Genomic DNA, 13,792 nt, shown 5'->3' on the forward strand with positions numbered 1-13,792 from the left:
GCCCGTATATACGTTCGCTTAGCGAACATATATCGGATTTGAAAGTATCCAAGGCATTTTATCAAATGGCGGCCCAAGCTTGTCTAAGTAAACCTCCAGCCGATAAGCGCCCGGCTCGCCCCCGATCGTAAATGAAAACTCCGAAGAGTTCGCAGATTCAGCGATCTTTTCACCATTCCTCAGGAGCAAAAAACGGGCAATTTGCGGTGAAAAAGCAGCAAAAGTATATTCCTTACCGGAAGGGATCTCAGACCCCATTACGTACGATGATCCGTCCTCCGCGGCTGCGGTAAAGGAGAAACCGGACGTGTCGCCAATGATATCCATTCCGACAAACGCTTTTCCTTCTTTCAAGGATCGAAGAAGGGCAGCTTGCGATAATTCTGAGCCCTCTTCGATCAATACGTGAAGTCTTACAACTGAAAGCGACATCTGATATGGGTCCAGCTTGATATAGCCAAATCGGTGGCCGGTATCTGTCCCAAAAAATGTGATCCCTATGTTTGAATGAGCATCGGTGCCGGCAAAGAGGAGCGTCCTGCGTTCAGCGGCCATCGCATCGTAGATATCAAGTTCTTTATCGGGCCGCTTGAATGAAGAGGCGAATAAGAGCGCGGGATATGATGGGTAAGTCCAAAAGAGATCAAAAAATGACAAAAACGGGTTCATTTGCTTGGCCGCGGTGTGCAGGCTAAAGACCTCTATGCCGTCAATACTGGACCTTAATATTCTTTCGCGCTCCGGATATGCGGCGAAGACAAGCCCATCTTTGCTGGAATTGTTGCGAATGATCTCGTCCGTAGTGAAGGATTGTGGTTCATCAACGTGACTGATGCCGGGTATGGTCAAAAGCTTATCGCCGTCGCGCGAGCGCATCTCGCTTCCTGCCACAAAAAGCGTTCCTTGATGTACGCCTGAAAGAGTAAGCGCGGCCGTGTCCAGATCACTTTGGACATGCTCCGTCATTATTACAAAATCTAGAGAATTGGCATTTGCCGCCTCTATTAGTTCGCGGAATGATCCAGTGCTGTGTCCACCTAAACTGGTATGTATATGGAGAACACCTTTGTATTCGCGGTATCCTGCAATTTCTCGAGCCGTTCGTTCAGAATTGTTCCTTTCTATGTCGGCCCCCAAACGTGCAGTCATTATACGGCGGACAACGAAGGGGACTTGGATCGCCATAAGCAATACAAGCAGCGCGATCGCGATTCTTTTTGAAATAACAGACATTTAGATAGGGTCGATCGGACGAGCGAGACCATCAGACGGATACTCTTCTGTCTCAAAATCCACTGAGACCGCTTGTTGCGCTAATTCACGGCCAAGTTCAGCGACTTTTTGATGTTCCGGATGCACAGAATAAGCCTCAAGTGCGGTGCGGTCAGGAAAAACGGCGACAAGACCGGTATCAAATGAACGGTCAAGCTGCAGAACATCGCTGCCTACCTGAAAGCTGATGATTCGCGGGATCACGTCCCGCAAGGCGTTCAAACGCGAAATATGCTCCGCACGCTCCGCAGCCGACGTTTCGGCCTTATATTTCCAGCAAACTATATGAACGATCATTTAGGTCACACGAATGATATACCAGTTTGTGCCTTCCCGCCGAAATTCTCTTGCATATTGAAACCTAAAGTTCATTTTCGCACCATTCGCGAGTTACCTTGTGACGAAAATCGAACATCTTGTCAATGCGCGGCAGAATGAACACAGGTGCAGCAAGGTCTCCGATGATCGACATAGGTGGTTCGAACTCGATCTCGTCTCTAAGGATAGCGCCATCAGGGTGAGGTTCGACAATATGTCGATGCCGCCAGGACGCAAAAGGCCCTTCTATCTGGACATCTTCAAACATTCGGGGCGGGTCATAGGCCGTATGCTCGGCGATCCATTTTGATGGCAGAAATCCAAATATCTTTTGTTCAATTATTGCACGCGAACCTATTTCCGAAATATTCGCCCTTTGTATGATCTGTGCATTCTCCCAGGGCGGAACAAGCCTTTCGAAGGCGTCTGGTAACTCGTGGAACGAAAAAACGCGTTCCGGAGAGGCTCTGATGACAGATTCTTTTACAAACTTCATAATTTTAAAGAGCGATCTTTTGCAACCGAAATAGCGGTTTCGGACGAAACACAAGGTAAGCGAGATCCTCTGGGAAAATCGACTTCTCTCTTATGATAATAAACGAACTTATTGGGCCAATAGGCAATTTTGCCGAATCTTCGCTGAAAGGCATCGCAGACTACTTTAACACCGCACCCGAATTGAGAAAGCATTTTGACGGCGGTCCGGTTACGCTTCCGGACGCGTTTTTTGCACAGCCGGAGGCACAGACCGAGTGGTGGTATTACACCGGCCATTGCAAAACGGCAGGCGGGCGACGGTTTGGTTTTGAGCTTGTCTTCTTTAAACGGCGTACCGACCTGGACAAGCTTGGTGCGGTTCCGATGTCATTGCTGGCAAATCCGATCTATGCGGCACATTTTGCAATATCTGATGTTTCACGCGGTATTTTTCGTTATGACCATATTCGCAGCTTTGGCAGTGCGTTGGATATACCTGTCGCGATGAGCGAACGTTCGTTCGACGTCCAAATGGGCGATTGGTCTGTTCGTGAGGTCGGCGGAAAACACGTATTGCACGCGACGCTCGACGGGATCGTTTTCGATGTCATTCTCGAACCGTCAAAGCCGCTTGTGCTGAATGGCGATGACGGCAACGGGATAAGTCGCAAGATGTCCGGCGTATCGAGGCATTTTTCATACACCAGAATGGATGCCGTCGGCACCATAACTGCAATGGGTGAAACGGAGAAATTTGCCGGCACGGCCTGGATGGATCGCGAGTACGGAGCATGGGACCAGGGCAACTGGGATTGGTTCAGCATTCAGTTCGATGACCGGACAGAGCTGATGATCTATCAGTTCAGTTCCGGAGAAGGCAAGATGAACGGTGATTCTACAGGCACGTATGTTGATGCCGAGGGTAATTGTACATACCTAAAGCGCTCTGACTTTCAGATCGAGGCAAAAGGACAGTGGAAAAGCCAGGCAACCGGCGTGGAATATCCTAGCGGATGGCGCGTTCGAGTTCCAAGGATAGACACAGACATCGATATAAAGCCGCTGCTCAAGGATCAGGAACTTGATACACGCGGCACAACAATGGTTATTTATTGGGAAGGGGCTTGCAGTGTTGCAGGGCAGAAAGCGGGCCTTGATATTGCTGGAAAAGCCTATGTAGAATTGGTCGGCTATGACCGTACGCATGAGGAGCTTGACGTGATGACGTTTCTATTCAAAGATCCGGTCCGGCGGCTATCAAGGCTTTTCCAGCTCTGAGGTAAAATGTTCATTCAAAAGACGCCAAGCCTTTTCGAGATGGCGTTCCTCGACGCGGATGCTGCCGACCGAAAGCCGCAGCGTGTATTTGCCGTTGAGCTTTGTGTGCGACAAATAGGCTTCGCCAGAGGCGTTGATGGCGTTCATTATGCGTTCGTTGAGCGCGTCGATCTCTACATCTGACATTCCGGCCTGTTTTGCTCGGAAACAGACGAGTGAGAAAGTCACCGGAGCCATCATCTCAAAATCGTCGGAGGCCTCGACCCACGAGGCGAAAAGTTGGGCGAGCCGGCAGTGTTCACGGATGCGTTCAGCAAGGCCGTTTACTCCGAAATAGCGAATCACGAACCATAGCTTCAGTGCACGAAAACGCCTTCCAAGCTGAATTCCGTAATCCATACCGTTCTTTACGGTCGGCTCGTCATTTGTTTTCAAATACTCGGCGACGAGCGAGAAAGCACCTTTCAGCTCGTCCAGGTCGCGGCAGTAAAGCACCGAGAGATCGAACGGTGTAAAGAGCCATTTGTGAGGATTCAGAACGATGGAATCGGCACGTTCCCAACCGCGGAATAGCGGCCGTTTTGCTTCGAGCAATGCCGCGGGCCCGGCATACGCAGCATCAACGTGCAGCCAGACGCCGTATTTCTCGCAAATATCAGCTATAGCATCGACCGGATCGATGCTCGACGTCGATGTCGTGCCGATGGTAGGCATCACACATATAGGGACACGGCCCAACTCAATATCCTCTTCGATCGCATCGGCGAGAAGTTCGGGGATCATTTCAAATCGTTCGTTGCAGCCGATCTTTCGCAGGCTCCTGAGGCCGAGGCCGAGCGTGATGCAGGATTTGTCGATGGACGAATGAACATGTTCCGACGTGTAAACACGGAGCAATGGCAGATCAGAGCGGCCCGACATACCGAGCTCTCGAATCTGCAGGCCGGCTCGTTCGCGTGCGGCGGCCATGGCGTGCATCGTCGAAACCGACGCCGTATCGTAGATGATGCCTTCGAATCCCGCCGGCAATCCGAGCATCTGCCGTAGCCAATTGAGCGTTACATCCTCGAGCTCGGTAGATGCCGGCGAGGTTCGCCAGAGCATCGCCTTCATATCGAATGTCGCTGCAAGCATCTCTCCAAAGATACCTACAGAGCTGGTCGAGGTTGAGAAAAGACCGTGAAAATTCGGATGATTCCAGTGCGTAATGGCGGGCAAGATGAGTTTATCGACATCAGCGAGAGCATTTGCAAAATCCTCACCTTCTTTGGGCGGCGACGTCGGCAGGCTTTTCTCTAGCCATCCCGGCTCGATCTGTGACAGAACGGGAAACCCCTCCAGATGCTCAAAATAATCAGCGATGCGGTCTATCAGCGCATAGCCGTACCGCCGAAATTCTTCCGCCGGCATATCTCCAAATGTGGGCAAGTTATTGGTTTTCATAAATAAAGGAACTGGGGGGAAGCTAAATATAATGCGAATTTTAGCCGATGGACGTTAGACAAGCCAACATATTCGGGTATAATGCACGTCTATAAACATTTACACGCTTTGCGCCATATCTCCAACGCAAACGTTAAGTCCTGTTCCGGGCGGTCAACGCCAGCTAAAGTTAAAATTGAATCTGTTCGTATCCTCGAGGTGAAGATGAATCACAAAGCGTCAAGATACTTGTTCATTGTCGCAGCGTCGCTGCTATTCCCTGCTCTTACATTTGCACAGGAAAAAGGTATTGATCAGCGAATCGATGAGGCATTCAAGCCGGTTGCCGATGCATGGGAATCGCTCGTTTTCTATCCCGCCCCGTTTCCCGCTCCGTTCGATCTGCCGATAGTGCTTTATTTATTGATATTTGGCGCCACGTTCTTCACAGTGGCATTTGCATTCGTCAATATCCGTCGATTCCCATTAGCTCTTGAGGTTGTTCGCGGAAAGTATGACGACATTGAGCTTGCGGCAGACCCGGAGCATTCCGAACCGCACGCTGATATGTCGGCTGAGGTGAAGATAACTGAAGAAGGCGACGTTGCTCGCACGATCAAGGACGAAAGCCAACACGGTGAGGTCAGCCATTTTCAGGCCCTTGCTACAGCCGTATCCGGAACTGTCGGATTGGGAAATATCGCTGGTGTGGCGATCGCGGTAGGCATCGGCGGGCCCGGTGCGACGTTTTGGATGATCGTTGCCGGACTTCTTGGTATGTCGTCAAAGTTCGTTGAGTGTACACTCGGTGTTAAATACCGCGATATAGATTCAGACGGAACGGTTCACGGCGGCCCGATGTACTACCTTTCACGCGGATTCGCAGAGCTGAAGCTTGCGCCGGTCGGCAAAGTGCTGGCGGTCATCTTTGCTATCTTCTGCGTCGGAGGTTCGCTCGGCGGCGGAAATGCCTTCCAGGCTAATCAGGCAACCACGCAAATAACAACGATGCTTGGTATCGGAAGCGGCGGTGCTGCCCGAACGCTGATAGGTATCGTTATGGCGATACTTGTGGCGATCGTTATCATCGGCGGGATCAAGCGAATCGCGAAGGTTACCGACAAGCTCGTTCCTTTGATGGCGATCGTTTACATCCTGGCTTCGCTGGTCATCATCTTTGCCCACTTTACGGAGATACCGGCGGCGATAGGTATGATCATCTCAGGTGCCTTTACACCTGAGGCCGGCGTCGGCGGCGTGGCGGGAGTTATCATTCAAGGCTTCCGGCGTGCCGCTTTCTCGAATGAAGCCGGTGCCGGTTCCGCTGCCATTGCACACTCCGCGGTGAAAACGAAGTATCCGGCCAGCGAAGGCCTCGTTGCCCTGCTCGAACCGTTCATCGACACGGTCGTTATCTGTACAATGACTGCCGTTGTCATAGTTCTGTTCAATATGAAGGGCGATTTCTTTATGTATGGCGGCGAGATGCTTAATGGTGCCCGCAGCGTCGTTATCGAGGGCCAGGCGGTGAACGGCGTCGATCTAACGGCTCGTGCATATAACGATGTGTTGCCCGGCTTCAACATCGTATTAACGCTGGCCATAGTTATGTTCGCTTTCTCTACGATGATCTCGTGGTCTTACTATGGGCTACAGTCCTGGAAGTATCTCTTCGGCCGATCGGCAGCTTCCGACCTTACGTTCAAAGTACTTTTCTGTGTCTTTGTTGTGATCGGAGCGGCGGCCTCGCTCGGTTCGGTTCTTGCGTTCTCTGACGCCATGATCCTGGCGATGGTGTTCCCGAATATGATCGGTCTGCTGTTCCTGTTCCCGAAGGTGCGTGAAGAGCTGAACCGATACCTTTCGGCAATTTCTAAGTCTTAGCATAAACAGGAGTTACCACACTGGATCAAGGCCCTCGCAAATATTTTGCAGGGCCTTGTTTTTTTGTTGCATTGCAAAAGAAACTGTGCATAATTTCCTCTGATTCGAGCCTTTCGGCGCGTGTACAAATCTGTATTGCGTTAACGCTGTGGTCTACGTCAAAGCTCATATGCCGGCGTAGATAGTGCCATATCCTAAACGCATTCAGTGCCGATCACCTCCACCGAATTCCCCGAAATCAATCCTAGATATCTGAGGCGACTATGTCACTCTTTGCAACAAAATCTATCGATAAGATCATCGCCGAAGCTAAAGAGACCGGCGAACATACGCTAAAAAAGACCCTAAGTGCGATTGACCTTACCATGCTTGGAATAGGAGCGATCATAGGGACAGGAATTTTCGTTTTGACCGGGCAGGCTGCAGGCAAACATGCGGGGCCTGCCGTCGTAATTTCGATGATCGTTGCCGGCATCGCAAGCGCGTGTGCCGCTTTATGTTATTCGGAGTTTGCATCCAGCATCCCTATATCGGGTTCAGCTTACGCATACGGCTACGGCACGTTGGGTGAGTTCATTGCCTGGATCATCGGTTGGGACCTAATACTTGAATACGCATTTGGCGCCGCCACGGTTGCCGTCGGCTGGTCCGGCTACGTCGTCAGTCTTTTCCGTGACACGATCGGCATCAACTTTCCGCTTGCTCTCAGCGCACCGCCCGGAGCACCGATACTGGATTCGTCCGGCAACACCATTGCGACGGGTGTTTTCAATCTACCAGCATTTCTGATCGCTATCGCGGTCACCCTACTGTTGATCCGCGGCATAAAAGAATCCGCAAGCTTCAACTCGGTGATAGTTGTGGTAAAGGTTCTCGTCGTGGTGCTCTTCATTGTTGCCGGGATCGGATTCGTCAGCACTGAAAATCTCGGGATAGGCTGCACGGTCGGATCACCGGGCTGTGCGGAGTTCATGCCGTTTGGTTTTAGCGGCGTTATCACCGGTGCTGCGGTCATTTTTTTCGCCTATATCGGATTTGACGCCGTTTCGACTGCTGCACAGGAAGCCAAGAACCCGCAAAAAGATATGCCAATAGGTATACTCGGTTCACTTGCCATATGTACGGTTCTATACATCCTGGTCGCCGGCATTATGGTTGGGCTCGTTGATTACAAACTGCTTACCAATGCTGCTGCTCCGATCGCTACTGCGATTGACGCCGCCCGCGATCAGGCAGAAGGGACGACCATGGGCTCTATACTTATCGCATTTCCGACGATCATAAAGGTCGGTGCGGTCCTAGGCCTGAGCTCAACGATGGTAGTGATGGTAATGGGACAACCGCGGGTCTTTTATTCGATGTCCAAGGATGGTCTGCTTCCCGCATGGGCTGCCAAGGTCCATCCTAAATTTCAGACGCCGCATATCACCACGGCGATCACAGGGACTATCGTCGCCCTTCTCGCCGGATTTGTACCGATACATCTGCTTGGCGAGCTTGTCTCTATCGGAACCCTGTTCGCGTTCGTCATTGTAGGTACCGGCATTATCATCCTGCGGTCATCAAACCCGGCTCTTCACAGACCGTTTAAGCTTCCCTTCTCACCGGTCATCCCTATAGCCACGGTATGGATAGCGGCCTTTTTGATGAATAACCTTCCGCTTGACACATGGTTGCGTCTGATCGTATGGATGTCGATAGGACTGGTGGTCTATTTTGCGTATAGCTATAAGCACAGCAATCTAGCAAAAGTGACCGATGCAGAAGCGGCCGTGGCGACGCCTGCCGACTACAAACCGCCGTTGGCGGCTATGGTGGCTATCGGCGGTGCGGTTTTGCTGACGGTGTGGCAGGTTGAGTTTTTCCTTCCAAATACGACTTGGCTAGATACCGCCGTGCGTTCCTTTGCGTGGCTGACAACCGGAGTGTTGGTCACTCTGATGATGTACGGCAAGGCAAGCAGACGGGGCGGCCGAACAGAATCGGTCAGGAATATCGGCCTTATTGCATCGGTTGTAAACTTGGTGGCATGGGTGGCAATGTTCTACTGGTTTCTGACCCACTGGGCTGATTTTCACACGAAATAATGTCCTGATGCATAAATTTCCCGGATGCCGCAGGGTTCGCAGAGAGACATAATTTCTATATACTCTGTGGCATTTGTTTATGCGGAAGACGTATTTTAAGTGGGTCATCACCGTCGCATCAGGTCTCCTTATCGTCGCTTTTCCGGCACCTGCGGGCATCACACAGGAGGCGTGGACGCTGCTGGCCGTTTTCATAGCGACCATCGTCGGCTCGATAGTTCAGCCGCTCACCGGTAGCGCGATGGTGCTGTTGGGTGTTGTCGCGGTCACATTTTTTCAAGCCGTACCCATTGAACGCGCCCTTGCCGGCTACGCGGACAAATTCGTGTGGCTGGTGCTTGCAGCGTTCTTTATCTCGCGGGCGATGATCAAGACCGGACTCGGACAGCGCATCGCGCTTATTTTTGTCCGGCTTATTGGGCGAAAAACGCTTGGACTTGGCTATTCGCTCGTTTTCACCGATTTTATCCTTGCATCGTTCATTCCTTCCACAGGCGCACGCTCCGGCGGCATCATTCTGCCGATAGCAAGAAGCGTTACGGAAACTTATGATTCGCGTGCCGATGACGGTACGGCTGGCCGGCTCGGCACGTTTCTGATGACGATGCTATATCAGTGTGAGGTGATACTCTGCGCCACTTTCCTGACCGGGCAGGCCTCGAACGTAATAATAAGAAGGCTTGCACTTGAACAGACAGGTATCGATCTTAACTATGGTGTTTGGTTCCTGTCGGCAATAGTTCCTTCATTGGTTGCCCTTACCATCATACCGGTCGTTCTATACCGGCTTTTCCCGCCCGAGATCAAAGAAACGCCGAACGCCGTTGCTTTCGCTCATGAACAGCTTGAACGGCTCGGCCCGCTGAAGCGGTCGGAAAAGATATTGCTGTGCGTATTCGTGGCGGTGGTCGCTCTTTGGATCTCGGCATTCTGGCACGGGATCGACCCGACTGTCATTGCTCTGGTATGTATTTCGGTCCTTCTGGTCTCCGAAGTCCTTGTATGGCGCGATCTTATAGATGAGACGCATGCTTGGGAGGTTTTTATCTGGTATGGCGGCCTTGTGATGATGGCTTCCGAGCTAAGCAAGACGAACATAACATCCATCTTCGCAAACGCGGTCGGTTCGATGATGGGCGGTTTTGGATGGCCCTTAGCATTGGCAATGCTCGCACTAGTTTTCTTTTACGCGCATTATGCCTTCGCATCGATAACGGCTCACGTTATGGCGATGTTCGTTCCGTTCCTCGTGGTAACTATTGCCATCGGCGCGCCGGCGGGACTTGCGGTCTTGTTGCTTGCATATTTTGCGAACCTTTCTGCAGGCCTTACGCATTACGGCACGACGCCGGCACCGGTCTATTTCGGGCTCGGATATGTAAGCCAAAGGCGATGGTGGACTGCGGGCTTTATTGCCTCTGTATTAAACATTCTTCTCTGGTCAACTATCGGCGTTCTGTGGTGGAGAGCGATCGGCTGGTGGTGATCCGAAAAAGGAAAGGCGACCGCAAAAGAACATTAGATACACTTTTGCGGTCGCGTTGAAATATAATACCGGCGCTACTGCGGCGGGAGACCGGGGAAACCCTGCGGCAATCCTGTCGGCGTGTTAGCAGCATCGGCCGCATCGATCCTTTCGATAGCTTCGTTGTAGATACGGATCTGGCCGGAACTTTCCATTCGCTGCCGCGTCGCAGCAAGAAATTCTGAGAATACCTCGTTGCGTTTTGTAGAAAGCTTTTGCTCCATCAGGGTTGTACGCTGCTTGGCAAAATCATCCATGCTGGCGTCCTGCCGCGAGACCGCGCCGACAATATAATAATTCTCCCCGATCTTTATCGGTGTTTTTGTTACCTCACCGGGTTTTAGCGCAAAGATCGCGTCCTCCAATTCTTTGTTTGTGGTCGCGGTTGGGCCTTCACCAAGCGGCGAACCTATGGTAAACGCCTTTGCCTCATTAGCTTTTACATTCTGCCCGCTGGCCAGCGCGGCAAGCGCAGCGGCATTGGCCGCACCGGATGCGATGCGGTTGGCGATCTCTTCCACGCGGTTCCGAGCTTGTTCCAGCTTTACAACCTCAACAAGCTGTGTCTTTACCTCTTCAAACTCAGCATCGCGCGGCTCTTTGCGGTCGATTAACATCGGAACGGCGAATCCATCCGGAATAGGCACTTTATCACCGACGTCATTAACATTTTCCAACGGTGCGATGCCGTCTTCGAATTGCGGCGAGACGCCGATATTCTCAACCGTATCGCCGGGCTTGATATAACCGGTCTCGCGTACCATTGCCGCAACCGAATTGTTTGCCTCAGCTGCAAATTGCTGAGCGGTTGCCTGTACGTCCTTGTTCTCCTTTAAGCGCTGTGCTACGCGCTCAGCCAGGGCCGCCGCTGCTTCGTAAGCCCGCCGGTTTCGTAGGCTGACGTCAAGCTCCTTTTTTGCTTCTTCAAAGGATTTAGGTACGGCTTCGCCGCGTCGAAGAATAAAATAGCGTCCCTGATAGTTGATCGGCTCGGTGATCTCGCCAGGCTGCATACGGATCAATCGCTGATATGGATCATCCGGCTTGTTCGGATTTTCGCGAACCGGCCCCGGAAGGTCGCCGCCCTTGCCTGCAGATGCAGGATTCTCAGAGAATCCCTTTGCAAGTTCGGCAAATGCCTCTTTTGTTACTGTTGCTCCATCTTTTCTGAGGCGAGACACGAGCTCGTTCGCTTTTTCGTAAACCTTGCCGTCAAATTCCGGTTTTGCAACACGGAGGACGATCTCCTGTCCAAGCACGCCGGAAATGCGCTTATCTTCGGGCAACTTATCATATTCTGCCCGAAGGTCTTCGTCTGTAATCGGAAGTTTTTCGCCGATCTTCGCGGTATTGACAAAAACGTAACGGATCTTTTTCTGCGGCATACTGATGTAATATGCCGACTTGTTCTTCTCAAAATAATCGCGAAGCTCTGCATCCGTCGGAACAATTGTTTGGGCAAGCGTCGCGGGTGAAAGAGCTATGTATGAAAGATCGAACTTTGTGTTCGAACGCTGAAAATCTGCTATAAGCTCTTCTTCAGAAACTGTTACACCGGCTGTTAGAAAGGTCTGCAGCTTTCGTCCGCTTATCTGATCACGGACCGATTCTTCGTAGGTCCTAACGCTTCCGAACTGATTAGTAACGTTCTGCTCATATCTAAGCTGGTCCCATTGTTTGCCCTCTTCGGGTTTATTTTGCTCGCGTATTTCGGCCGCAACCTCGGCATCAGAAGCTGTAAGGCCGAGCCTTGCCGCCTCAAGCCGAATTATTTTGCCGCTGATCGAACCGTTCAGCACCGTTCGCGTCGGGTACGGGCGGCCCTGCATAAACTGGCTCATGGCCTGTTTCTGCCTTGCGATCTCGCCGACCGTGATATACTCACTGCCGACTTTCGCAGCGCTCTCTGTGCTGTTGATCAGATTGGCATCCAGCCCGCCTCGCGTAGGTGCATAAAAAAGCACAAGGCTGAGCACCATAACAATGGCAAACAAAAGAAGAACGAAATTTCGGGTCCGTTCCAAACGTCTGAAAAGCTTAAGCATCGGTTTTTACTTGGTTACTACTAATATTCTGGCCTCTAGGGATAAATAAAAAGTGTAGCAAAGGCGCAAGATTTTCCAAAGTAAAATGAAGGTCTCGGGCGGGGCGAGCGGTTGCTTAGAGATCCGTACGATTGCGTCATAGAATATACGGGATTATTGTAAATAGTTGGCTCCAGAACGTTTTGCCTTTCGATGACGGAAGAAAGAAAGATCGAAACTATCGGCATTGTCGTCAAACCAGGCCACACCGATGCTCTGAAGACCGCTCGTGAATTAGCCGAATGGCTCGTTTCGCGTGGGCTCAACCTTGCGGGTGAACCGCACTGTCCGGCGGAAGCGATCGATCAGAGCGATTCGCTGGTGGGTGCCGAACTTTGCTCTTTGTCGGATCTGATCGTCGTTCTGGGCGGCGATGGGACAATGATCTCGACCGCACGGCTCGTCGGCGATTCTGAGGCTCTTGTTCTGATCATGGTGACCTGACAGGATTCATCGATCATTATTTCGACACGAACATTGGCCATAAACGTGAACGGGAAAGTTATCTAAAGATAGTCAAGACGGTGGGATATTCCGCTGAACAGATACTCTTCGTCTCAGATATTCCACAAGAATTGGAAGCCGCGATGGAAAGTGGACTTCAGGTGGCATTGTCAATTCGTCCCGGGAACGCTGAGGCCACCGCGGAAAACATTTTTCCTACCTTGAAGAGCTTCGACGAGTTGGAATAGATTGCCCGCAACGCTTGATTTACATTTTCAGCTTTGTTTGTATTGAGCTATGAAAAGCGGAATTGAAACAGCAACATTGGCGGCAGGGTGTTTTTGGTGTGTCGAAGCAGTATTTGATGACCTAGAGGGCGTTCTTGACGTAGTTTCAGGGTATTCTGGCGGTTACAAAGAAAACCCGACCTACCAAGAAGTTTGCTCCGAAACTACCGGCCACGCCGAAGTTGTCCAGATCAAGTTCGATCCCGAGGTTTTGAGTTATGCAGACCTCCTTCGTGTATTTTTCTCAGTTCATGATCCGACTACGCTCAACCGTCAGGGTAATGACATAGGCACATCTTACCGCTCGGCGATCTTTTACCACTCTAAAGAGCAGGAACAAACTGCACACGAGATCATTGATGAGGTTACCAAGGAAGGTATTTACAGTGATCCTATAGTTACAGAAGTGTCCCAATTTGATAAGTTCTGGCCGGCTGAAGATTATCATCAGGAATATTTTGCGAATAATCCGAATCAGCCCTACTGTGCTGCCGTGGTAGCACCGAAAGTAGCAAAATTCAGAAAAAAATTCACAAGCCGCTTAAAACAAAAATGAGTTGACGGTTTAAACATTGTTTGTTAGTATTTCATTTACTTCGCTTTGCGAAGTCAAATCCTTCCACGTATCTCCTTCAATTTACCCTCCCTCAAAAAGTTCTATCTATATTTCTATCTATTTGGGAGCCGTGTCTCATGTTGCAGAGATCTGGTGCA

12 protein-coding genes are annotated in these 13,792 nt (G+C 51.0%); 7 read left to right on the forward strand and 5 right to left on the reverse strand.

Translation table 11 applies throughout. The features are described from left to right. Positions 1–18: 18 nt before the first annotated feature. From JVX88_RS01005 to JVX88_RS01015, 3 genes are all read right to left on the reverse strand, one after another. Positions 19–1,233 carry a hypothetical protein gene (locus JVX88_RS01005; protein ID WP_211624906.1) on the reverse strand — a complete coding sequence of 405 codons (1,215 nt, stop codon included), beginning with the start codon at positions 1,231–1,233 and terminating at the stop codon, positions 19–21. Beyond that, the gene (locus tag JVX88_RS01010; RefSeq protein WP_211624908.1) at positions 1,234–1,569 is read right to left on the reverse strand and encodes a Dabb family protein; all 336 of its coding nucleotides are present in this window, start codon (positions 1,567–1,569) and stop codon (positions 1,234–1,236) included. It lies immediately after the preceding gene. 64 nt (positions 1,570–1,633) lie between these two features. Continuing rightward, positions 1,634–2,086, reverse strand: coding sequence for an SRPBCC family protein (locus JVX88_RS01015; protein WP_211624910.1), 453 nt, complete (start codon positions 2,084–2,086; stop codon positions 1,634–1,636). Between the two features lie 92 nt (positions 2,087–2,178). On the opposite strand from JVX88_RS01015, the gene JVX88_RS01020 reads away from it, so the two are divergent. Continuing rightward, positions 2,179–3,345 carry a lipocalin family protein gene (locus JVX88_RS01020; protein WP_211624911.1) on the forward strand — a complete coding sequence of 389 codons (1,167 nt, stop codon included), beginning with the start codon at positions 2,179–2,181 and terminating at the stop codon, positions 3,343–3,345. On the opposite strand, the gene JVX88_RS01025 is transcribed toward JVX88_RS01020, so the two are convergent. After that, positions 3,325–4,788 (reverse strand): pyridoxal phosphate-dependent decarboxylase family protein, encoded by a 1,464-nt coding sequence (locus JVX88_RS01025; RefSeq protein WP_211624914.1) that lies wholly within the window; start codon positions 4,786–4,788, stop codon positions 3,325–3,327. The two genes, JVX88_RS01020 and JVX88_RS01025, sit on opposite strands and share 21 nt — an antisense overlap. Before the next feature lie 204 nt (positions 4,789–4,992). On the opposite strand from JVX88_RS01025, the gene JVX88_RS01030 reads away from it, so the two are divergent. From JVX88_RS01030 to JVX88_RS01040, 3 genes are all read left to right on the forward strand, one after another. Further along, entirely contained in the window at positions 4,993–6,651 is a 1,659-nt protein-coding gene (locus tag JVX88_RS01030; RefSeq protein ID WP_211624916.1) for an alanine/glycine:cation symporter family protein, read from the forward strand. A 263-nt stretch (positions 6,652–6,914) separates the two neighbouring features. Further along, positions 6,915–8,738, forward strand: a complete 1,824-nt coding sequence (locus JVX88_RS01035; protein WP_211624918.1) for an amino acid permease — start codon at positions 6,915–6,917, stop codon at positions 8,736–8,738. Positions 8,739–8,817: 79 nt separating this feature from the next. Further along, positions 8,818–10,224 (forward strand): DASS family sodium-coupled anion symporter, encoded by a 1,407-nt coding sequence (locus JVX88_RS01040; RefSeq protein WP_211624920.1) that lies wholly within the window; start codon positions 8,818–8,820, stop codon positions 10,222–10,224. Between the two features lie 74 nt (positions 10,225–10,298). Here the strand turns inward: JVX88_RS01040 and JVX88_RS01045 are convergent, their stop codons facing one another. Beyond that, positions 10,299–12,308, reverse strand: a complete 2,010-nt coding sequence (locus tag JVX88_RS01045; protein ID WP_211624922.1) for a peptidylprolyl isomerase — start codon at positions 12,306–12,308, stop codon at positions 10,299–10,301. Between the two features lie 192 nt (positions 12,309–12,500). Here JVX88_RS01045 and JVX88_RS01050 point away from each other — a divergent pair, with 192 nt between their 5' ends. The 3 genes from JVX88_RS01050 to msrA all read left to right on the forward strand — a co-directional run bounded on the left by JVX88_RS01050 (position 12,501) and on the right by msrA (position 13,634). After that, a complete protein-coding gene (locus tag JVX88_RS01050) occupies positions 12,501–12,791 on the forward strand; it encodes an NAD(+)/NADH kinase (RefSeq protein WP_211624924.1) in 291 nt (96 codons plus the stop codon). Positions 12,792–12,871: 80 nt separating this feature from the next. Continuing rightward, entirely contained in the window at positions 12,872–13,039 is a 168-nt protein-coding gene (locus tag JVX88_RS01055) for a hypothetical protein (RefSeq protein WP_211624926.1), read from the forward strand. 49 nt (positions 13,040–13,088) lie between these two features. Next, positions 13,089–13,634 (forward strand): peptide-methionine (S)-S-oxide reductase MsrA, encoded by a 546-nt coding sequence (msrA, locus tag JVX88_RS01060; RefSeq protein WP_211624928.1) that lies wholly within the window; start codon positions 13,089–13,091, stop codon positions 13,632–13,634. Positions 13,635–13,792 lie beyond the last annotated feature (158 nt).

The organism is Leptolyngbya sp. 7M (assembly GCF_018128485.1).